The sequence below is a fragment of the Mesorhizobium sp. M0571 genome (assembly GCF_040320985.1).
Classification (GTDB): Bacteria; Pseudomonadota; Alphaproteobacteria; order Rhizobiales; family Rhizobiaceae; genus Mesorhizobium.
The window spans coordinates 1-19,140 of record NZ_JAMYQT010000075.1; the positions used below are offsets into that span (position 1 = coordinate 1).

21 protein-coding genes and 2 pseudogenes are annotated in these 19,140 nt (G+C 63.6%); 13 read left to right on the forward strand and 10 right to left on the reverse strand.

The annotated features are described in order from the left end of the window. On the forward strand, positions 1 to 584 hold a 584-nt coding region (locus NKI85_RS35120; RefSeq protein ID WP_352780410.1), incomplete at its 5' end, for a methyltransferase domain-containing protein. A gap of 8 nt (positions 585 to 592) precedes the next feature. Here NKI85_RS35120 and NKI85_RS35125 read toward each other — a convergent pair. From NKI85_RS35125 to NKI85_RS35140, 4 genes are all read right to left on the reverse strand, one after another. Then, a complete protein-coding gene (locus tag NKI85_RS35125; RefSeq protein ID WP_352523957.1) occupies positions 593 to 1,168 on the reverse strand; it encodes a dihydrofolate reductase family protein in 576 nt (191 codons plus the stop codon). Positions 1,169 to 1,267: 99 nt separating this feature from the next. Next, a complete protein-coding gene (locus NKI85_RS35130) occupies positions 1,268 to 1,801 on the reverse strand; it encodes an SRPBCC family protein (protein WP_352780412.1) in 534 nt (177 codons plus the stop codon). Further along, positions 1,798 to 2,187 (reverse strand): ArsR/SmtB family transcription factor, encoded by a 390-nt coding sequence (locus NKI85_RS35135; protein WP_352524205.1) that lies wholly within the window; start codon positions 2,185 to 2,187, stop codon positions 1,798 to 1,800. The genes NKI85_RS35130 and NKI85_RS35135 overlap by 4 nt, the downstream gene beginning before the upstream one ends. Before the next feature lie 144 nt (positions 2,188 to 2,331). Then, positions 2,332 to 2,967 carry an ankyrin repeat domain-containing protein gene (locus NKI85_RS35140; RefSeq protein WP_352523954.1) on the reverse strand — a complete coding sequence of 212 codons (636 nt, stop codon included), beginning with the start codon at positions 2,965 to 2,967 and terminating at the stop codon, positions 2,332 to 2,334. Positions 2,968 to 3,201: 234 nt separating this feature from the next. Here NKI85_RS35140 and NKI85_RS35145 point away from each other — a divergent pair, with 234 nt between their 5' ends. Continuing rightward, positions 3,202 to 4,056: an aldo/keto reductase gene (locus tag NKI85_RS35145; RefSeq protein WP_352523953.1), complete on the forward strand. Its 855-nt coding sequence runs from the start codon at positions 3,202 to 3,204 to the stop codon at positions 4,054 to 4,056. 81 nt (positions 4,057 to 4,137) lie between these two features. Here NKI85_RS35145 and NKI85_RS35150 read toward each other — a convergent pair whose 3' ends face one another. Next, a complete protein-coding gene (locus NKI85_RS35150) occupies positions 4,138 to 4,443 on the reverse strand; it encodes a hypothetical protein (protein ID WP_352523951.1) in 306 nt (101 codons plus the stop codon). Between the two features lie 269 nt (positions 4,444 to 4,712). Between NKI85_RS35150 and NKI85_RS35155 the strand changes: the two genes are divergently transcribed. Further along, positions 4,713 to 6,005 (forward strand): Nramp family divalent metal transporter, encoded by a 1,293-nt coding sequence (locus tag NKI85_RS35155; protein ID WP_352523950.1) that lies wholly within the window; start codon positions 4,713 to 4,715, stop codon positions 6,003 to 6,005. Positions 6,006 to 6,347: 342 nt separating this feature from the next. Here the strand turns inward: NKI85_RS35155 and NKI85_RS35165 are convergent, their stop codons facing one another. From NKI85_RS35165 to NKI85_RS35185, 5 genes and pseudogenes are all read right to left on the reverse strand, one after another. After that, complete coding sequence (locus tag NKI85_RS35165) at positions 6,348 to 6,857, reverse strand: flavodoxin (protein ID WP_352780416.1); 510 nt, start codon at positions 6,855 to 6,857, stop codon at positions 6,348 to 6,350. Positions 6,858 to 7,115: 258 nt separating this feature from the next. Continuing rightward, complete coding sequence (locus tag NKI85_RS35170; RefSeq protein ID WP_352523946.1) at positions 7,116 to 8,111, reverse strand: aldo/keto reductase; 996 nt, start codon at positions 8,109 to 8,111, stop codon at positions 7,116 to 7,118. Positions 8,112 to 8,213: 102 nt separating this feature from the next. Then, positions 8,214 to 9,207 (reverse strand): annotated as a pseudogene (locus tag NKI85_RS35175) (aldo/keto reductase). 12 nt (positions 9,208 to 9,219) lie between these two features. After that, complete coding sequence (locus NKI85_RS35180; RefSeq protein WP_352780418.1) at positions 9,220 to 10,698, reverse strand: MFS transporter; 1,479 nt, start codon at positions 10,696 to 10,698, stop codon at positions 9,220 to 9,222. Next, positions 10,695 to 11,111, reverse strand: a complete 417-nt coding sequence (locus tag NKI85_RS35185) for a (R)-mandelonitrile lyase (RefSeq protein ID WP_352523943.1) — start codon at positions 11,109 to 11,111, stop codon at positions 10,695 to 10,697. The genes NKI85_RS35180 and NKI85_RS35185 overlap by 4 nt, the downstream gene beginning before the upstream one ends. A 129-nt stretch (positions 11,112 to 11,240) precedes the next feature. Here NKI85_RS35185 and NKI85_RS35190 point away from each other — a divergent pair, with 129 nt between their 5' ends. The 10 genes and pseudogenes from NKI85_RS35190 to NKI85_RS35235 all read left to right on the forward strand — a co-directional run. Next, the gene (locus tag NKI85_RS35190) at positions 11,241 to 12,134 is read left to right on the forward strand and encodes a LysR family transcriptional regulator (protein WP_352523941.1); all 894 of its coding nucleotides are present in this window, start codon (positions 11,241 to 11,243) and stop codon (positions 12,132 to 12,134) included. Positions 12,135 to 12,319: 185 nt separating this feature from the next. Beyond that, the gene (gene msuE / locus NKI85_RS35195) at positions 12,320 to 12,877 is read left to right on the forward strand and encodes an FMN reductase (protein WP_352780421.1); all 558 of its coding nucleotides are present in this window, start codon (positions 12,320 to 12,322) and stop codon (positions 12,875 to 12,877) included. A 53-nt stretch (positions 12,878 to 12,930) separates the two neighbouring features. Continuing rightward, a complete protein-coding gene (locus NKI85_RS35200) occupies positions 12,931 to 14,295 on the forward strand; it encodes an LLM class flavin-dependent oxidoreductase (RefSeq protein ID WP_352780423.1) in 1,365 nt (454 codons plus the stop codon). Positions 14,296 to 14,319: 24 nt separating this feature from the next. Continuing rightward, positions 14,320 to 15,168, forward strand: coding sequence for an ABC transporter permease (locus NKI85_RS35205; RefSeq protein ID WP_352523938.1), 849 nt, complete (start codon positions 14,320 to 14,322; stop codon positions 15,166 to 15,168). Between the two features lie 61 nt (positions 15,169 to 15,229). Further along, complete coding sequence (locus NKI85_RS35210) at positions 15,230 to 16,228, forward strand: ABC transporter substrate-binding protein (protein ID WP_352523936.1); 999 nt, start codon at positions 15,230 to 15,232, stop codon at positions 16,226 to 16,228. Positions 16,229 to 16,251: 23 nt separating this feature from the next. Continuing rightward, positions 16,252 to 17,013: an ABC transporter ATP-binding protein gene (locus tag NKI85_RS35215; protein WP_352780425.1), complete on the forward strand. Its 762-nt coding sequence runs from the start codon at positions 16,252 to 16,254 to the stop codon at positions 17,011 to 17,013. Between the two features lie 248 nt (positions 17,014 to 17,261). After that, positions 17,262 to 17,879, forward strand: a complete 618-nt coding sequence (locus NKI85_RS35220) for a BA14K family protein (RefSeq protein ID WP_352523932.1) — start codon at positions 17,262 to 17,264, stop codon at positions 17,877 to 17,879. Between the two features lie 127 nt (positions 17,880 to 18,006). Continuing rightward, the gene (locus NKI85_RS35225) at positions 18,007 to 18,336 is read left to right on the forward strand and encodes a DUF2934 domain-containing protein (RefSeq protein ID WP_352523931.1); all 330 of its coding nucleotides are present in this window, start codon (positions 18,007 to 18,009) and stop codon (positions 18,334 to 18,336) included. A gap of 3 nt (positions 18,337 to 18,339) precedes the next feature. Beyond that, the gene (locus NKI85_RS35230; protein ID WP_127204769.1) at positions 18,340 to 18,489 is read left to right on the forward strand and encodes a hypothetical protein; all 150 of its coding nucleotides are present in this window, start codon (positions 18,340 to 18,342) and stop codon (positions 18,487 to 18,489) included. 266 nt (positions 18,490 to 18,755) lie between these two features. Beyond that, positions 18,756 to 18,852, forward strand: a pseudogene (locus NKI85_RS35235) (BA14K family protein); the annotation flags it as partial. Positions 18,853 to 19,140 lie beyond the last annotated feature (288 nt).

Below are 19,140 nucleotides of genomic sequence, written 5' to 3' on the forward strand. Positions count from 1 at the left end.
GCGGCGCTGGCTGCGCTCGTCCTCAAAACGGGGATGAGCAGCGCCGACCCGCGCCAGTCAAGATGCGGCTCGAGCCTGGGCGCGGTGAGAGAAGCGGGCTAGCCCTGCTCGTGCTCCATTTCGTGCCCGAAGCCGGCAAGGCAGTCGCCGAGATGCGCCGCGTCGTGCGGCCGGGCGGCGTCGTCGCGGCGACGGTATGGGACCATCTCGGCGGCATGCCGGGGATGCGCATGATGATCGATACGGTGGCCGTGCTCAGTGAAGGCGGACGCCAGCTGCGTGCCCGCTATTGCACGCAGCCGATGATGCAGCCGGGCGAAATGAAACGGACCTTTGTCGACCAGGGTCTCCGCGACGTTACGGAGACTGAGCTGATGATCCGCATGGACTATCAAAACTTCGACGATTACTGGGCGCCGATTGCCGCCGGCGAAGGGCCGCTCGGCAAGTATGTGGCCACGCTCGACCCGGCAGAGCGGGCGCGCACCGACGCCGCCATGCGCGACGCCTATGAGGCCGGCCGGCCCGACGGCCCGAGGTCCTTTGCCAATGTCGCCTGGGCCTGCCGCGGTGTCGTTGCCTGACGTTGGCGCTAGCCGATCCCGTAGACCAGCCCGACGCGGTCGTCCGACAGCTGCTCGACCTTGCGCAGGTCGAGCCCATGACGACTTTTCGCGGTCCCAAACAGGGCCTTTCCTTCACCGGCGAGCAGCGGATAGACGATCAGCCTGAGTTCATCCACCAGCCCGGCATCGATAAGGCTTGCGGTAATTCGGGCGCCGCCCATAAGGTAGATGTCCTTGCCGGGCTGCTGTTTCAGTGCAGTGATATCCTCGAAATTCCGCACGAAGCGCGTCTTTGGCCAGGCCGCCGAAGTCATTGTGTTCGACAGCACATAATGCGGCGTCTGCGCGGCAAAGCGGGCCCATTCGAGCTCGGCCGGCTTCGGTAATTTGCCGGTCATCGGCAGCGGCTTGTCGGGCTCGTTCTGGATGGCGCTCCAGTAGCGCTCGTAGCCGGCATACATGACGCTGCCAAGCAGGCAGGCGTCGATTTGCGGCGTCAGGCCGTATTCCTCGGACCACGCCTCGACCCAATCGGCGTAACCCTCGGGTCCCTCCATCTTGCCGTCGACGGAAATTTTCATTCCAGTGATTAATTTACGCATGACTTCCTCCATCAGGCTTGCGGGATGCAAGCACGTTTCATCGGTTCATCGTTGCTTCGTGTGGCTGACGGCCCTCAGGGATGGCCGCCGCGAGTTACATCAGGCCGGCAGGCGGCGGTCGTATTCTTCCCGCAGGCGGTTCCAGCCGTCCCAGAACGAGGTCGGTGTCTTGCCCGCCAGGCGGGCGGCCAGCAGGTCGAGGTGCATGTGCCAGCCGGCGGTGATGTTGAGCTGGATTGCACGTTCCGGCAGCCGGCGATGGACAACGGTGAGCAGCACATCGTCATCCTTCGCCTCCAGCAAGAAGGAGACGCCGCCGGTGTTTCCCCAGGTGATGGAAAGCTTGCGTGGCGGATCGAGTTCGGTAATCCGGCTCTCCATCCGATGCTCCTCGGGGAAGCCCGCAGGGCGCTGGCCAGGCGGGTCGGTCAGCTCATCGTTACGCCAGACGAACTCGAACGAGCTGCCGGCCTTCATTTCCATCTGGCCCGCGGCCATCCATTGCCGGCGCAGGTCACTCTCGGTGAGATAGGCCCAGATGCGCTCGATTGGGCCGGGCAACAGGCGCTGGATGGTGAACGTGGCGGGCTCGCTCAGCTCGCCATAGGCGCCGATGGTTCTCATCTGGTTCATTGCTCGTCTCCTTCTTTCGGGTTGGGCGATTTCCTGGGCTCATCCTGGGCTTTGCGTGCGTCCTCTTCGCGAAGAAGGCGTTCGAGAACATCGAGACGGCCGGTCCAGAAGCGCTCGTAGAAGCTGAGCCACTGATGGGCGCTGGCCAGCGGTCCGGGGTCGAGACGGCACAGATGTGTGCGGCCCCGCACCTCTCGACGAATAAGCCCTGCATTCTCCAGCGCCTTGATGTGCTTGGAGGCAGCCGCGAGCGACATCGCGAAGGGTTCCGCCAGCTGGCTTACCGTTTTCTCGCCATCGGCGAGATCGCGAAGCATGTGCCGGCGGGTGGCATCGCCAAGGGCGTGAAAAACCGCGTCCATCTGAGGTGTCTCTAATTCAACCATATGGTTGAATATAGATGCGTGCTTTCCGATAGTCAACCGTTTGGTTGAATAATTTATGTGGAGTGCTGCGGGGCCGTTTGCGCGATCGAGGACGTCGACGTGACAGGAGATACGGACGCGCCCAGTACAGTGGAGGCGAGGCTCTTACTTGCCCTGGAAGAAAGTGTGGATCGCGGCTTCCAGCTTTTCGATAAGCTGAGGGTTGTGGCAGCCGGCAGCCCAGATCAGGGCGTTTAGCCTCATCTCCTTGTTGAGAAAACTCACTTTCCCAGAATCCAGCAGGTATTCCGCGATCGCGTAGTGCCGCCCCTTGATAGCCTCAATGAGCGCGTTGTTTCTTCCTGTCTTGTCGGTCAGATTTGCGTCCGCACCATTCTCCACGAGCAACTTGACGACTTCCAGATGCCCGTTCTTCGCAGCCTCGATAAGAGCCGTTCTGCCATAGTAGTCGGCTCGCGCGTTGATCTCTATTTGGGGATGTCTCACGAGGGCTAAGATACACGCGTAATGGCCCTTGGCCGAAGCAAGGCTCAAGGGCGTGCTCTTCCATTTATTTCTGGAATTCACATCGATTTCCGGGTGTTCGATCAACGCCTCGACTGCCGCTGTGCGGGCATTGAGGGCTGAAAGGTGAAGTGCAGACCAGCCGCCGTCGTCCGACTGATTGATATCGGCGCCAGCCGCCAGTTCTGATCGAACGGCCTCCGCATCGCCTTTTTCTGCCGCGACCAGCAGAGGCGACCAGTCTCTTGCCCCTTCGGCTTCCAAGCTTTTGGTCAACGCGGTCGCCTCCCCGGATAGTCGACAGAATACCACACAATCCGCGACAATGGGGGCTCCTGTGAACCCCTAGGGGTTCCGTGGGTCGAAAGTCGGAGCGCGGTCGGCTCCTGCGGAGATCGAGATCAGCGCTTCACGTGCGTCTCCTCACATTCTCCTGATATTGACTCGCTTTGGCGGCCGTCCAGACTAGATAGAGCGTGCGCTGGGCGGATGATGCAGAAGGACCTGAACATGCCTGAACAGATTACCCTGAATAGACCTGAACAGATCAGATTGAACGACGGCTCCGCCATTCCGCAAATCGGCCTTGGCGTTTGGCAGGTCGATCCGGCCATCACGGCCAAGGTGGTCAGCTGGGGAATCGAGGCCGGCTACAGGCTGATCGACACCGCCGAAGGCTATCAGAACGAGGAGGGTGTCGGGCAGGCAATCCGCTCGGCCGGCGTGCCGAGAAGCGAGTTGTTCATCACCTCGAAACTGCGCAACGGCGCGCATCAGCGCGACGCCGCCTTGCGCGCCTTCGACGAGACGATGAGCAAGCTCGGCATCGAACAGATCGACCTGTTCCTGATCCACTGGCCGGTGCCCAGCCAGGACAGATACGTCGAGGCCTGGAAGACGCTGATCGAACTCAGGCAATCAGGCCGGATCAAGTCGATCGGCGTTTCGAACTTCAACCAGGACCATCTCGAACGGATCATCGGCGAGACCGGCGTCACCCCCACCGTCAATCAGATCGAGCTCCACCCCCGCTTCCAGCAGCGTGACAAACGCGAATTTCACGACAGGCACAACATTGGTATCGAAAGCTGGAGCCCGCTGGGCAGCGGCCGGCTGTTGAGCGACCCGACGCTTGAAAGCATCGCCAGGAAACACGGCAAGTCGGTGGCGCAGACGATCGTCAGGTGGCATCTTCAGGAAGGGCTGATCGTCATACCAAAGTCGATCCACCAGGACCGGATCGCCGCTAATTTCGATGTCTTCGATTTCGAGTTGGAAGCGAAGGACCTCGAGCTTATTCGAGATATGGATTCGCCCGATGGCCGCACCGGGCCGAACCCCGCCACGGCTTCATTCCTGTTCTGACGAAGTGGGCGTCACCGCGCGTTGGCGTTCCCTCACGCCCCTCTCTGTCCTGCCGGACAGAGGGCGCGCTGTCCCGCCAGCCTATATTCCCGAGCCATCCACCAAAGGCACATCTTCCCCCTCCCAGGGACTCGGCATTGAACCCTTGCTGAGATTGGCCGACGGCAACGGCATCCAGCACTTCAGTTCCGGCTCGGCATATTCGACGATGCGCCCCGGGGAAGAATCGGAAGCGCGCCAGCCTTCGCTGCCGAACTGATCGGCGCGGGCCCAGTAAGCCATGTCGACTTCGGCCGGCCCCTGTTCGGACGGCCGGACCGTGACAAGGATTCTGCTGCCGTCCCTTGGCGCGCTCGACATGTGGCGCCACCGATCAGGCTCGTCCATTGCATTTCCTCCTACGACAGTCGTCTCGTACGGATAGTCGCTTCGCGTTCGGAAGCGGTCAACCCGAACTTTCAGGCTTGCCCCAAGGGTGGAAGACTAGGCCAAGACCGGGGCAAGACCCCTGCTCCGTCGCGCCACGGAACAAGTCATGGCGCACCGGGTTTGGCAAGGTTGCTGAAGGAAGCAAAAATGAGATCAGCGCCGCGATCGATCCCTACCATTGTTGCATGGCAGGCCGCGCCCTTCATTCGCAATCCGGTCCGATCGCAATGAGGCAGGCCGGTTCCGATCGTTCCACCCCACCGGAGGAGAGAAAAGGCGGCATAGGACGAACGCTCGGCCTCGGCCTGATAACAGGGGCGGCCGACGACGATTGTTCTGCGATAGGCACCTACGCCAGCGCCGGTGCCCGCTTCGGACCCGACCTACTTTGGACGGCTCCGGTGACCTTGCCGATGATGTACGCGGTCGTCTACCTGTCGTCGAAGCTTGGCCAGGTATCCGGGCGCGGATTGTTCCACGTCATCAAGGACTTCTACCCGCGGTGGCTGCTTTGGTCGGTGCTTTTGGGTGTGCTCATCGGAAACACCATCGAGGCGGCGGCGGATCTCGGCGGAATGGCCGCGGCGATCAACATATTCGTGCCGCTTCCCATTCCGCTGATCGTGCTGTTCGTCGCCGCCCTCATCTTCGCCCTCCAGGTGTTCGGCTCTTACACTTTGATCCGCAACATTTTTCGGTGGCTGGCGCTGGCGCTGCTCGCTTATGTCGGTGCCGCCATTCTGGCCAAGCCGGACGCCGCGGCGGTGCTGCGCGGAACGCTGCTTCCCAGAATCGAATTCAACCGCGAGTTCCTGTCGATCCTGGTCGCCATCATCGGCACGACGCTGTCCGCCTATCTCTATACGTGGCAGTCCAATGAGGAGGTCGAGGAGGAGATTACCCGAGGGCGAACGACGCTCAGGCAAAGGCAGGGCGCCACCGAGGGTGAACTCCGGCGCTCTCGCCGGGACATCCTCATCGGCATGATGTTTTCAAATCTCGTCATGTACTTCATCATCCTGTCGACAGGCGCTACGCTCTACGAGGTGGGCCACCACGATATCGACACGGCCGCACAGGCCGCGGAGGCGCTGCGCCCGCTCGCCGGCCAGGCCGCAAGCATCCTGTTCGCCGCAGGCGTGATCGGTGTGGGCTTCCTTGCGGTTCCTGTCATGACCACCGGCGCCGCCTATGATGTTGCACAAGCCGTCGGCTGGAAAAACAGCCTGCACGCCCGGGCTCGAGAGGCGCCCAAATTTTATCTCGCCATCGGCTTTTTTACGGCGATCGCCGCCGGCCTTAACTTTCTCGGCTTCAATCCGATGAAGGCGCTGGTCTGGTCCGGCATCGTTCAAGGCTTCTCGACGCCGCCCTTGCTGCTGCTCATCATGCTGATGACGAACAGCCGCAGGATCATGGGCGATCAGGTGAACAGCCGGAGCACCAACATACTCGGTTGGGCAACGACCGCCGCTATCTTCTCGGCGACGATCGGCCTGGTGGCAACCTGGTTCATGTGATCCGGCGGAACAAAGGAGCCCTGTCCGCCAGTTGGATTACCCCTTACCGCTTGCGGACTGTCCCAGCTTTGCCGATCTGGGAAATTCCACAACGTCTCCGCGTGGCCGCTTGTATTGCGCTGCGACAATTGCATCGATCAGGAGATCCAGAGCCGCACGAGCCGTGCGGCTCGTCTCGTCGTCACCGCTCAAATAATGGCAGGCTCGTTCAAGGTGGAGGTGTGCGGCGGCAAAGTCGCTTGTCATAGGCTTCTCCCTGTTGCCCGCCGGCCGGCAAGATGACCGCCTCGATTTACCCAAAAGCAAATATCCACAGCCGGATTTGAATCAAATTGGCCTGACTCACTGCATGCCGCGGAGCCACTCCAGCACCTTGGCCTGTGCCTCGCCCGCATCCTCTCCGAGGACCGCGAGGCCGTCGAGGATTGTGGTATCGGGACATAGTTCCTCGACGTCGCGCCGGGTGCGCCCGAGGCCGCTGACGATATAGGTGACGAACGGCGCAATGATCTTGCCCGACAGGTCATGACTGGCCAGGAAGCTGCGCACAGGCGGCGTCAGCCTGACGTTCCACAGCGGTGAGCCGACAAGGACGACGTCATGATTGCTGACGTCGATCTTCGTCCGCAGCGGCGGCAGGTAACCGGACCGCTGTTCCCTGACATTTTGCGCGACGAGCGCGTCATAGTCATCCGGATAGGGTTCCACTGTCTGGATCTCCACCAGGTCACCGCCAATCAGACTATGGATTTGGCGGGCGACGGTTCTGGTGTGGCCGGTGCGCGAATAGTAGACGATCAGGACCTTTCGTCCGGGAGAGCCTGCCGGCTGAGCCAGGATATTTGTCGGCATCAGCAAAAGTCCGCCTGCCACAAGCCCGGAGGAGCTGAGGAACTTCCGGCGCTTCATGTCGGGGCCACTCCAAGGCTGCAGCAGGCGATGAGCCCTGGAGACTTCGCCAGCCTGACAGTCAGGTCGGACAGGCTGTTCAGCGAGACGATACGCCCCCTGAGGAACTTGGCCATCGGTTGGATCTCCGCTTGCGCCCGCGCCGCTATCTTCTTGTTTGATCGCGATCTTTTCCAAACCGGCAAGGCCGGTTCGGGATCTCTACCGGCCTGTCATGTCCAATACCGCTTGCGGCAAGCGAGCGCCCTTCAGCGTGATCTGGGAGGCGGCTTGGTCAATGTCGTCGAGCTCTTCCCGGCTCAGATCGATCGCGACAGCCCCGAGGTTTTCCTCCAGCCGATGCAGCTTCGTGGTGCCGGGGATCGGCACGATCCAGGGTTTTTGGGCAAGCAGCCAGGCGAGAGCGATCTGAGCGGGCGTGGCGCCCTTCAGTTCGGCGACCTTGCGCAGCAGGTCGACCAGCGCGACGTTGGCCTTGAGCGCCTCTGGCGCAAAGCGTGGAACGGCGGCGCGGAAATCGGAGCTGTCGAACCTGGTGTTCTCATCCATCTTCCCTGTCAGGAAGCCTGCGCCCAGCGGACTGAAGGGAACGAAGCCGATGCCGAGTTCCTCCAGCGTCGGCAGGATCTCCGTCTCCGGGCCGCGGTACCACAGCGAATATTCGCTCTGCACCGCGGTCACCGGATGGACGGCGTGAGCGCGCCTGATCGTCTGCGCCGCGGCTTCCGACATTCCGAAATGCCTGACTTTGCCGCCATCGACCAGCTCCTTGATCGTGCCTGCGACATCCTCGATCGGCACATTCGGATCGACGCGATGCTGGTAGAACAGGTCGATGCGGTCGGTCCTGAGGCGCTTGAGCGAAGCTTCGGCAACCGCCTTGATATGGTCCGGCCGGCTGTTCAGGCCACCGCTGCGCTGGCCGGTCTCAAGGTCGATGTCGAAGCCGAACTTGGTGGCGATCGCCACTTTGTCGCGCAACGGCGCCAGCGCCTCGCCGACCAGCTCCTCACTGGCAAAAGGCCCGTACGCCTCGGCCGTGTCGAACAGCGTAACACCACGATCCACGGCCGTGCGGATGAGGGAGATCATGTCGCCCCTTGGCGGGGGCGTACCATAGACCGAAGTCATGCCCATGCAACCGAGCCCGAGGGCCGAAATTTCCAGGCCGCTATTGCCAAGTTTTCGTGTTTGCATTTTTCGTCTCCGCGACTGCAACCCGGTATGCCGTCTCAAGGATTTGAAACCGGCTGTCGAGGTGGCGTTTGATTGAAGATATTGCTCCAGTTCGGCCGCCGCTCAGCGACCGACCCGTGCCTGCAGATGGGCTGGGTAGCGGTCTCCTTGCACCGCAATTCTCGAGACGGCAGCTTCGATGTCGCCAAGATCATTGGCGGTCAGCTCCATCTCGGCGGCGCCGATGTTTTCCTCAAGCCGATGCAGCTTTGTCGTCGCGGGGATCGGCACTATCATGGCTTCTGCGCCAGCAGCCAGGCCAGCGCGATCTGCGCGGGCGTGACCTTTTTGCCGGTCGCGATTTCGCCCAGCACGTCGACCAGGGCCTGGTTCGCCTTGCGCGCCTCGGGCGCAAAGCGCGGCACGATGTTGCGGAAGTCGCTTGCGTCGAACCTCGTGTTCTCGCTGATCGCGCCGGTGAGAAAGCCCTTGCCCAGCGGGCTGAAGGGAACGAAGCCGATGCCGAGTTCCTCGAGCGTCGGCAGGATCTCCTTTTCCGTTTCCCGCCACCACAGCGAATGCTCGCTCTGCAGTGCTGCGACCGGTTGCACGGCATGGGCACGGCGGATCGTCTGGGCGCCGGCTTCCGACATCCCGAAATGCCTGACCTTGCCTTCGCCGATCAGCTCCTTGACGGTGCCGGCAACGTCCTCGATCGGCACATTCGGATCGACGCGGTGCTGGTAGAACAGATCGATGTGGTCGGTCCTGAGCCGCTTGAGCGAAGCCTCGGCAACCGCCTTGATATGCTGCGGCCGGCTGTTCAGGCCACCGCTGCGCTGGCCGGTCTCAAGGTCGATGTCGAAGCCGAACTTGGTGGCGATCACCACTTTGTCCCGCAACGGCGCCAGCGCCTCGCCGAGCAGCTCCTCGTTCTTGTAGGGGCCGTAGGCCTCGGCGGTGTCGAAGAAGGTGACGCCGCGCTCATAGGCCGAGCGGATCAGCGTGATCGCGTCCGTCTTGTCGGTGGCTGGACCATAGCCGAAGCTCAGCCCCATGCAGCCCAAGCCGAGCGCCGAGACTTCCAGATCGCTGTTCCGAGTTTGCGCTTTTGCATCGGGTTTCTCCTCTAAGTTCGACCGCCGACGGCGGCCGGCAAAACGGCGGCGCTTGCACCCGGCAGGGCGGCGCTTTCCGCAACTTGGGCTTCCGGACCGGCCTTGACCGTCCGGCGGGCGATCAGCATGGCGGCGATCGCCAGTGCCAGTGCCAGCATCACCGTGCCGGCAGTCAGCGCAGATGTGACCTGATGGACGAGCAGGTTCCTGCCGTCGAGCGCACCGGCGCCGAAGGCCGACACTGCGACCAGGATTCCGAGGCCGAGCGAATTGCCCAATTGATGTGCGACGTTGACGACGCCGGAGGCTGCGCCCGCATCCTCGGCGCTGACCCCGGCGACGCCGGAGGCAGTGAGCGGGCTCAATGCAAACCCCTGCCCTGCCCCGACCAGCATCATCGGCAGGGCGACCCCGGTCACATAGGACGTGTCGGGCGAGACGCGGCTCAGCCAGGCCATGCCGATCAGCGACATGGTGAGGCCGCCGGCGAGCAGCCGACCGTTGCCGAACCGCTTCGTCAGCTGCGGCACCGTCATCGCGACGGCGAAGTTCACCAGGGTAGCCGGCAAGAATGCCAGACCGGTGAGCGCGGCGCTGTAGCCGACGACGCCTTGCAGGAACTGGGTGGTGAAGAAAAAGAAGCCGATCATCGCGCCGAGAAAGAGGACGCGCGCCGCATACGCGCCGGCCCGCACCCGGCTGGCGAAAAGACGCAGCGGCATGATCGGCTGCTTTGCTCGCGTCTCGTTGACGATGAACAGGGCAAGCAGCGCGGCCGCGGCGACAAGGGCTGCGATCGTCAGCGGGTCGCTCCAGCCGGCGCTTGCGGAGCGGACCAGGCCATAGACAAGCGCGCTCATGCCGATGGTCGAGGTGAGCGCGCCGGCAACGTCGAACTGGCCGGATCGCCGCTCCGTTTCCGGCAGGTAGCGCCATGAGGCGACAATCATGGCGATGCCGATGGGTAGATTGACGAGGAAACCGACGCGCCAGGAAAGCCAGTCGGCCAGCACGCCGTCAAGGACGAGGCCGACGCTGGCGGCCACCCCGGCAACGGCGCTGTAATAGGAGACCGCGCGGGTGCGTTCAGGGCCCTCGGAGAAGTTCGTCTGCAGCAGGGCGAGCGTCGAGGGCGCGAGGATCGCCGAGCCGAGACCCTGGACCGCGCGCGCCGCAAGCATCCATGCCGGCGACTGTGCCAGGCCGATCGCCAGCGATGCCGCCGTGAACAGCGCCAGGCCGAGGATCAGCATGAGGCGGCGGCCGAGTATGTCGCCGGCGCGGGCGCCGATCAGCAGGAAGCCGCCGAAGGTCAGCGTATAGGCGCTTTGCACCCAGGACAGCTCGGCACTGGTGAAATTGAGGTCGTGGTGGATCTTCGGCAGTCCGGTGAGGACGACCGAAATGTCGAGCACGATCATCACATAGCTGACCAGGATGATTGTCAGAACGGCCGTCTTGCTGGGTATGGAAGGAGCGGTCATCGTCATACGTGCTCCGCCTTGGCTTGATCTCGATATTGCTCGTCGCTGACATGCTCCATCCAGTCGACGGCCTTGCCGTCGAGCGCTTCCTGGACGGCGATATGCGTCATGGCGGTGGCAGGCGCGGCACCATGCCAGTGCTTCTCGCCGGGTTCGAACCAGACCACGTCGCCGGGACGGATTTCCTCTGTCGGGCCGCCCCAGCGCTGGACGCGACCGCAGCCCGAAGTCACGATCAGGACCTGCCCCAGCGGATGCGTATGCCAGGCAGTGCGCGCACCCGGTTCGAACGTCACGGCATTGCCGGCCGCACGCGCCGGAGCGTTGGCTGCAAACAGCGGATCGATACGGACCGTTCCGGTAAACCATTCGGCCGGCCCCTTGCCGGACGGCTGCGCGCCGCTACGCTTGATTTCCATTATCTTGGCTTCTTTGCTGGGCTGACGGAAAATGTCCGTCGCGCGATTGCCGATGGCGGGAATCTAGGCAGTGTAGCGGCATGCAATTAGATGCTATAATTGGCATGAAGCTATGAGATGGATTCATGAATGCGGCAAGGTAGCGTCAACGATCTGCTCGCCTTTCTGGCTGTCGCGAGGGAGCGAAGTTTTACCAGGGCGGCCGCGAAACTCGGCGTTTCGCAGTCGGCTCTCAGCCACACAATCCGCGGACTTGAGGAGCGGCTCGGCGTCCGGCTGCTGACCCGGACCACCCGCAGCGTCTCGCCAACGGAGGCCGGCGAGCGCCTGCTTCAGACCGTTGGCCCGCATTTCGAGGGCATCGAGACGGAGCTCGCCGCGCTCAGCGAGCTGCGCGACAAGCCCGCCGGCACCATCCGCATCACCGCGGGCGAGCATGCGGCTGACGCGATCCTGTGGCCCGCGCTCGCAAAGCTGCTGCCCGCCTACCCCGACATAAAGGTCGAGATCATCATCGACTACGGCCTGACCGATATCGTCGCCGAACGCTATGATGCAGGCATCCGTCTCGGCGAGCAGGTCGCCAAGGACATGATTGCGGTCCGCATAGGCCCCGATATGCGCATGGCGGTGGTCGGCGCGCCGTCCTATTTCGCCCGCCGCAAGCGGCCGCAGACGCCGCTCGAGCTGACCGATCACGCTTGCATCAATCTGCGCCTGCCGACCTATGGCGGCATCTATGCCTGGGAGTTCGAGAAAGCCGGCCGCGAGCTCAAGGTGCGGGTCGAGGGGCAATTGGTGTTCAACAATATCGGGCTGCGAATGAACGCGGTGCTGGCCGGCCTCGGGCTCGCCTACCTGCCCGAGGACCAGATACGCACGCAGCTTGCCGACGGGCGGCTGGTCAGGGTGCTGGCCGACTGGTGCCCGCCCTTTCCTGGTTACCATCTCTATTACCCGAGCCGCCGGCAACCTTCGGCCGCCTTCGCCTTGCTGGTCGATGCGCTGCGCTATCGCCGCTGAGGCGATGTTTCGGATGTTTCAGCGCGGTACGCCGCGTTGAATGAACCAATTACGGGCGGTGTTCCGCAAACTCTGTCCACTCACCGCGCTGCTTTTGAAATTTTCTCGCTCTTTTAATTCTACAAACTCTCTAGACTTAACATAGATCGCTAGGCCTAGAATAGAGCGCTTGAGAGGAGCCAGGAATGTCGAAAAAGCTCGTGGTGGGGCTGTCGGGCAATTTGACCCGGCCGTCGAAGACCAAGGCGTTCGTCAGCCACATCGTCGGGCAGGCCGCCGAAAGCATTGCCGCGGCCTCGGCCGTCTTCGACATTGAGGATCTCGGCGCGTCCCTGCCGCAGGCAAGGCGCATTGGCGATCTGGACCCGGCGGCGCGCAACATTGTCGAACGGCTGCTGGGCGCCGACATCCTGGTGGCCGGCTCGCCGACTTTCAAAGGCAGCTACACCGGGCTTTTCAAGCACTTCTTCGACCTGCTCGACCCGTCATCGCTGAGGAGCAAGCCGGTCATCCTCGCCGCAACCGGCGGCGGCGAGCGTCACTCGCTGATCGTCGAGCACCAGCTGCGGCCGCTGTTCGGCTTCTTCGAGGCACTCACCATGCCGACCGCGATCTACGCCTCCGACAAGGATTTTGCCAATGGCGTGCTGGTGTCGGAAGCCATCGACGCCCGCGCCCGGCAGGCGGTCGCCGAGGCATGCCGGGTAACCGGATTGCCCTACGGCGTCGGCCTTGCCGCCTGAACGCGCCACTGATCCGAGATCCCCCTTCCCGACCCATTCAGGAGCACGCGGCGATGACCCGATCCACAAAATCCAGGCAAATCAAACTGGGCGCTTTCCTGCCCGGCGGCGGACAGCATATTGCCGCCTGGCGCCATCCCGATGCGCCGGCCGACGGCGCGACCAATTTCGAGTTCCACAAGCAGCTTGCCCTGACCGCCGAGCGCGGCCTGTTCGATGCCTATTTCCTCGCCGACAATCTGACGGTCGGCCTCGGCGCCCGCGAAGGCGGCAACGCCAAGATCGCCGGCTTCGAGCCGGTGACGCTGTTTGCAGCACTTGCGCCGCTCACCACGCATCTCGGCTTCATCGCCACCGCCTCGACCACCTATGAGGAGCCCTACACGCTGGCTCGCAAATTCGCCTCGCTCGACCTGCTGTCGAATGGCCGGGCCGGCTGGAACGTCGTCACCTCGGCCGGCGACGAAACCGCGCGCAATTTCAATCGCAATGCCCAGCCCAATCATGCCGACCGTTACGCGCGGGCCCATGAGCATGTCGAGACGGTCAAGGCGCTGTGGGACAGCTGGGAGGGCGATGCCTTCATCCGCGACAAGAAATCGGGCCGCTTCTACGACAAGGACAAGCTCCACGACATCGATCACAAGGGGCAGCACTTCAGCGTCAAGGGCCCGCTCAACGTGCCGCGCCCCGTGCAGGGGCACCCGGTGGTGGTGCAGGCCGGGCAGTCGGAAGACGGCCGCAAGCTCGCCGCCCATTCGGCGGAAGTCATCTTCACCGCCCATCAGAACCTGGCGTCGGCGCAGGAATTCTACCGCGACATCAAGGCGCGCGTGATTGCCGCCGGCCGCGATCCCGAGCAGGTGCTGATCATGCCGGGCGTAGCACCCTTCGTCGGCCGCACCGAAGAGGAAGCGCGCGCCAAATACCAGCAGCTGAACGATCTCATCCTGCCTGAGGATGGCGTCGCCCTGCTCAATGGACTGGCCGGCCAGACGCTCGACATCAGGGGCTACCCGCTCGACGGCCCGCTGCCGCCAAGCAAGGAAACCGAAGGCATGAAGAGCCGCCAGGCGCTGATCCGCCAGATCGCCGACGAGCACAACTTCACCATCCGCCAGCTCTACCAGTGGGTAGCAACGGCCCGCGGCCACTACACCGTCATCGGCAGCGCCGTGCAGGTTGCCGACCAGATGGAGGAGTGGTTCGGCAACGAAGCTGCCGACGGCTTCAACATCCTGCCGCCCTGGTTGCCCGGCGCGCTCGACGATTTCGTCGAGCTGGTGATCCCGGAGCTGCAGCGCCGTGGCCTGTTCCGCACCGCCTATGAAGGCAAGACCCTGCGCGCGAACCTCGGCCTGAAGCGGCCGGAAAATCCCTGGACCGCCGCCCGCTCGGCCGTGCTGGCCGCCGAATAGCTCCCTGTCGCAAGAGGCAAGACGATGAGTTTGCAGCACATCGAACAGCCGGTCGTCATCGACAGGCGTGATAGCGAGACCAGCCTTGGCTCGGACTTCCTGCGTCTCGGTCGCCGGACAGGAATTCGCTTCCTGTCGCGCTATGGCGTCCTGATCGCTTTCCTCGCACTCTGGCAGGTGTCGAGCAGCGCCGGGTGGGTCAACACGGCGGTGCTGCCGCCGATCGATACGATTGTCGCGGCACTTTGGAAGGGGCTGGCCGGCGGCACTCTGCTCGGTGACATCGCCATCAGCCTGCAGCGCGCCGGTCTCGCCTTCGCGGCCGCCGTGCTGGTCGCGATCCCGCTTGGTCTGTTCATGGGCCAGGTGCGCACCGTCGAAACCGCGCTCGATCCCATCCTGCAGGTTTTCCGTCAGACCTCGGCGCTGGCGCTCTATCCGGTGTTCATCCTGCTGCTTGGGCTGGGCGAAGCCTCCAAGGTATTCGTCATTTTCTGGGCGACGCTGTTCCCGCTGCTGCTCAACACCATCAGCGGCGTCAAGCAAGTCGATCCGAAACTGCTGGAGATGGCCCGCGTCTACGGCGCCGGGCAAATCACCGTTTTCCGCCGCGTCGTGCTGCCCGGCGCCGTGCCCTCGATCTTCGTTGGGCTGAGGCTCAGCGCCACCACGGCGCTATTGCTTTTGATCGCCTCCGAAATGATCGGCGCCAACAAGGGCATCGGCTTCCAGGTGATGAACGCGCAGTACAACTTCCAGATACCGCTGATGTTCGCCGCAATCGTCATCCTCGCCGGCCTCGGCCTGATCGCCAACCAGGCGCTGGTCAGCCTGCAGCGGCGGCTCTGCCGCTGGAGCAATGCCGTCGACTGACCACTCGTTGCCATCCTTCAAACCAGGCCCAAACCAGGCCAGAATAAAGGAAGACCGGATCATGAAAATTACCCGCCGTTCCCTGCTTGCCGGCGCACCCTTCGCCGCCGGTCTTCTCTCCGCCGGCCTGCCCCGCTTCGCCTTTGCTGAAGCGGCACAAGTCAAGTTCCGCTACCTCGCCAGCCGCGGCAGCATCTCTCCGCATGAGCTGGCCGACGAGCTCGGCTATTTCAAAGGCCTCGGCGTCGAACTGGAGAATGTCGGCTATTCCGGCGGCGGCCCGGAATCGCTGTTCGCGCTGGCCTCCGGCAGCGTCGATCTCGGCTCGGCCGCAACCGCTGCCGTGATCAATTCGATCTCCGGCGGCAACGACTTCGTCGCCGCCTATCCGAGCAACGGCATCAACAATAAGGTGCGCAGCGTCTTCTACGTGCTCGACGACAGCCCGATCAAATCGATCGCCGACATTGCCGGCAAGACCATCGCCGTCAACACGCTCGGCGCCCATCTCGACTACACGGTGCGCGAGGCGCTGCACAGCGTCGGCCTGGCGCCCGACGCCGCCAATCTCGTCGTGGTGCCCGGACCGCAGCTCGAACAGACCTTGCGTTCCCGCCAGGTCGACATCGCGGCGCTGGGCTACTGGCAGGCGACGTTTGCCGGCGCCCTGGTCGACAATGGCGGCGTGCGTGGCGTGTTCAACGACACCGACGTGCTCGGCGAGCTAGCCGGCGGCTTCGTCGTGCTCAGGCGCGACTTCATCGCCGCGCATCCGGACGCCGCTCGCAACTTCGTCGAGCAATCCGCCCGTGCCTCGGACTGGTCGCTGCAGAACCCGGACGAAGCGCGCAAGGTGCTCGCGAACATCCTCGACAAGCGCGGCGAAAACGGCGAATTGGCGCGCTACTGGACCGGCTTTGGGCTGCGCCAGGGCGCCAAGGCAACCGACCGCGATATCGACTTCTGGGTCAGCGTGCTCGAGCGCGACGGCCGCCTGCCCAAAGGCAAACTGAAGGCGGTGGACATCCTCTACCGGCCGGGCGAAACCAAGACCAACTGACGAAACGGCCGGAGACAAGCGCGATGAGCAGCACAAGCGGCGGTGAGGTCAGCATACGCGACCTGTCCAAATCCTTCAGCATCGGTGGGCGCCCGCTTGCCGTGCTGAGAGCGCTCAACCTCGACATCTGCTCGGGTGAATGCCTGGTCATCGTCGGCGCCAGCGGATCGGGCAAGACCACGCTGCTGCGCATCCTAGCCGGGCTGGAGGCCGCCGACAGCGGCGGCGTCGCCATCGATGGCAAGCCGGTGCATGGCGTCGGCGCCGAGCGCGCGGTGATTTTCCAGGAACCGCGCCTGCTGCCCTGGCTGACCGTGCTCGGCAACGTCGCCTTCGGCCTCGAGGTGCGGGGCGTGCCTAAGGCCGAGGCCGACGAAAGGGCGCGCTTCTATATCGCGCTCGTCGGCCTCGCCGAATTCAGCGATGCTTTCCCAAGGCAGCTATCGGGTGGCATGGCGCAGCGCGTCGGCATCGCCCGCGCCTTGACCGTGCAGCCTGAAATCCTGCTGCTCGACGAGCCGCTGGGGGCGCTCGACGCCATGACCAAGATCGGCATGCAGGAGGAACTGGCGCGCATCTGGAGCGAGGAGAACGTCACCATGGTGATGGTGACTCATGACCTCGAGGAAGCGATCTACCTCGCCGACAGGGTACTGATCCTGCCCAAGGAGAAAGGCGGCGCGGCGCGGCTGATCGAGATCGACCTGCCCCGCCCGCGCGAGCGCAGCGAAAGCCGCTTCGTACGCTATCGCGAAGACCTGCTGCGCGAGTTCGGCCTGCACTGAAGGGCGGACTATGCCGTGGACCCACGGCGGCGGCAAAGTGCCGCTCGGTTCCGTCCGCGACCTTTGAAAACCTTGGGTTCCTCGCCCCGCAGAGCGGGGAGAGGTGGCTCGGCGAAGCCGAGACGGAGAGGGGCCTTCCGGCATCGCAGACCGTCCCTCAAGCGCCACCCACCTGCCCTCCCCGGGTTCTTTTCTGGAACCGGATTCCACGCCCCGCATTTTCTAACCGGGAGGCGAAGGAGCGCGGCATGAAAGCTTTGTTCGCAATCTTCGGCGGCTTCGTCCTGACGCTCGCCGTATTCGCCAGCGGTCTGGCCTTCGCCACCTGGCTTCTGATAGCCAAGCCGGTGTCGCCGGCCGCCCCGGTCTCCAGCGTCGCCGAATTGTGGACCAGGGATCCGCGCCCGGTGAACCCGGCCTCGCAGCGCCTGGAGCGCCTTCCCGCCCGCGCGGTCCCGGCTGATCGCACCTCGAAACCCGCCGATGCCGCAGCGTCGGCGCCCGACACCACCGTGACCGGCTCTATCCAACCGGCAGCGGAAGAGCAGCAGACGCTGCCTGTCGCCCATGTCGAATGGTGCGCAAGCCGCTACCGCTCCTACAGACCGGACGACAACCACTACACATCCTACAGCGGCCAACAGCGCCCCTGCATCTCGCCCTATCTCGACGCCGGCGATGACGGCAGCTACGTCGAGGCGAGCGACACGTCGTCTATCGAGGGCTCCGTCCCATCGGATGAAACCGACGGCGCCGAGCTCTCATCCGACCACCTGCAATACTGCTTCAGCCGCTACCGCTCGTACCGACCGGAAGACAACACGTATCAGCCGTATTCCGGCGGGCCGCGCCGGCAGTGCGAGTAGGCGGGCGGGGGCGGGCTGGCGGCCGCAGTACATGGCGCCTTGTGCGACCCCACCCAACGATCACGCAGATTTCTTGGATCGTTCGGGTTGGCGCGGCGTTCATCCGATACCCAAAGGAGAAATCAACATGGGCGACGACCGGGAAGACAAGATTCGTGAGCGCGCATACCAGATCTGGGAACGTGAAGGCCGGATCCATGGCGATCCCGAGCGGCACTGGCACCGGGCCGAGGCCGAGATCGACAGGGAGGCAGCCCTGCCACTGACGGCAGGCGATGCTCTGCCGGAAACCCGCGAGGTCGCGAGCTCCGACGTCTTGACGGTCGAGGCCCTGGCTGTGCGCACCGGCATATCGGGCGAACAGGCGCAGGAGCTGATCGATAGGCTGGGCAACGACCGAGCGGCGATCGAGCAAGCCGCGCGCAACCTCAAGGGGAAGCACCGGCTCGGGGAGTGACAGATGATCAGAAAACTCAAAGACGGAAAATACCGCCTCTATTCGCGCAAGAAGGACGAAAAGACCGGCAAGCGCCGCAATCTCGGGACGTTTGACAGCCGCGAGGCTGCGGAAAAGCACGAACGCGAGGTGCAGTATTTCAAGAGGCATTGAGGGGCGTGCCGTCGCTTGCCAGGCAGCCGCGCCGGATGCCTGACGGAACCTGAATTCCAGCCCGCAACAAGCCGTCGCGAAGCCACTACCGCTCCCACAGGCCAAGCGACGACCACTACACATCCTACAGCGAAGGGCAGCGCCCCTGCATCTCGCCCTATCTCGACGCCGCCGATGACGGCAGCTACGTCGAGGCGAGCGATACGTCGTCGGTGGAGGGCTACCCGCCATCGGATGAACCCGGCGGCGCAGAGCTGTCATCCGACCACATGCAATACTGCTTCAGCCGCTACCGGTCATATCGACCGGAAGACAACACCTATCAGCCCTATTCCGGGGGGGCCGCGCCGGCAGTGCGAGTAGGTGGGGCGTCGCGGACACGATGGTGAGGTGAGGGCACGCCTGGAATAGGAACACGGCCCGCGCCCACGGCACCTGACCGACTTCGAATCCAGCTCCTTGCCGAGTGGCCGAGACTGCAGCATGGCAATCCTGAAACGAACATCGCGGCGAGATCAGCGGGTTCGGCACCGCACACCGGATCGATTAGAGTCCGTTTTGAAATTCAAGGATGAGCGTTTCGGCGGATGAGGTTTGCGCCCATTGCGACGAGGATCATTGCGTGAGAGACGTCGATGCGCTGCTCGTAGT

Bases quoted from the DNA above. Each gene is read 5' to 3' on its own strand.
- NKI85_RS35155 (WP_352523950.1), top strand. From the start codon at position 4,713: ATGAGGCAGGCCGGTTCCGATCGTTCCACCCCACCGGAGGAGAGAAAA.
- NKI85_RS35130 (WP_352780412.1), bottom strand. From the start codon at position 1,801: ATGAACCAGATGAGAACCATCGGCGCCTATGGCGAGCTGAGCGAGCCC.
- NKI85_RS35190 (WP_352523941.1), top strand. From the start codon at position 11,241: ATGCGGCAAGGTAGCGTCAACGATCTGCTCGCCTTTCTGGCTGTCGCG.
- NKI85_RS35210 (WP_352523936.1), top strand. From the start codon at position 15,230: ATGAAAATTACCCGCCGTTCCCTGCTTGCCGGCGCACCCTTCGCCGCC.
- NKI85_RS35205 (WP_352523938.1), top strand. From the start codon at position 14,320: ATGAGTTTGCAGCACATCGAACAGCCGGTCGTCATCGACAGGCGTGAT.
- NKI85_RS35180 (WP_352780418.1), bottom strand. From the start codon at position 10,698: ATGACGATGACCGCTCCTTCCATACCCAGCAAGACGGCCGTTCTGACA.
- NKI85_RS35185 (WP_352523943.1), bottom strand. From the start codon at position 11,111: ATGGAAATCAAGCGTAGCGGCGCGCAGCCGTCCGGCAAGGGGCCGGCC.
- NKI85_RS35165 (WP_352780416.1), bottom strand. From the start codon at position 6,857: ATGCCGACAAATATCCTGGCTCAGCCGGCAGGCTCTCCCGGACGAAAG.
- NKI85_RS35145 (WP_352523953.1), top strand. From the start codon at position 3,202: ATGCCTGAACAGATTACCCTGAATAGACCTGAACAGATCAGATTGAAC.
- NKI85_RS35135 (WP_352524205.1), bottom strand. From the start codon at position 2,187: ATGGTTGAATTAGAGACACCTCAGATGGACGCGGTTTTTCACGCCCTT.
- NKI85_RS35225 (WP_352523931.1), top strand. From the start codon at position 18,007: ATGGGCGACGACCGGGAAGACAAGATTCGTGAGCGCGCATACCAGATC.
- msuE (WP_352780421.1), top strand. From the start codon at position 12,320: ATGTCGAAAAAGCTCGTGGTGGGGCTGTCGGGCAATTTGACCCGGCCG.
- NKI85_RS35220 (WP_352523932.1), top strand. From the start codon at position 17,262: ATGAAAGCTTTGTTCGCAATCTTCGGCGGCTTCGTCCTGACGCTCGCC.
- NKI85_RS35150 (WP_352523951.1), bottom strand. From the start codon at position 4,443: ATGGACGAGCCTGATCGGTGGCGCCACATGTCGAGCGCGCCAAGGGAC.
- NKI85_RS35230 (WP_127204769.1), top strand. From the start codon at position 18,340: ATGATCAGAAAACTCAAAGACGGAAAATACCGCCTCTATTCGCGCAAG.
- NKI85_RS35215 (WP_352780425.1), top strand. From the start codon at position 16,252: ATGAGCAGCACAAGCGGCGGTGAGGTCAGCATACGCGACCTGTCCAAA.
- NKI85_RS35125 (WP_352523957.1), bottom strand. From the start codon at position 1,168: ATGCGTAAATTAATCACTGGAATGAAAATTTCCGTCGACGGCAAGATG.
- NKI85_RS35170 (WP_352523946.1), bottom strand. From the start codon at position 8,111: ATGCAAACACGAAAACTTGGCAATAGCGGCCTGGAAATTTCGGCCCTC.
- NKI85_RS35200 (WP_352780423.1), top strand. From the start codon at position 12,931: ATGACCCGATCCACAAAATCCAGGCAAATCAAACTGGGCGCTTTCCTG.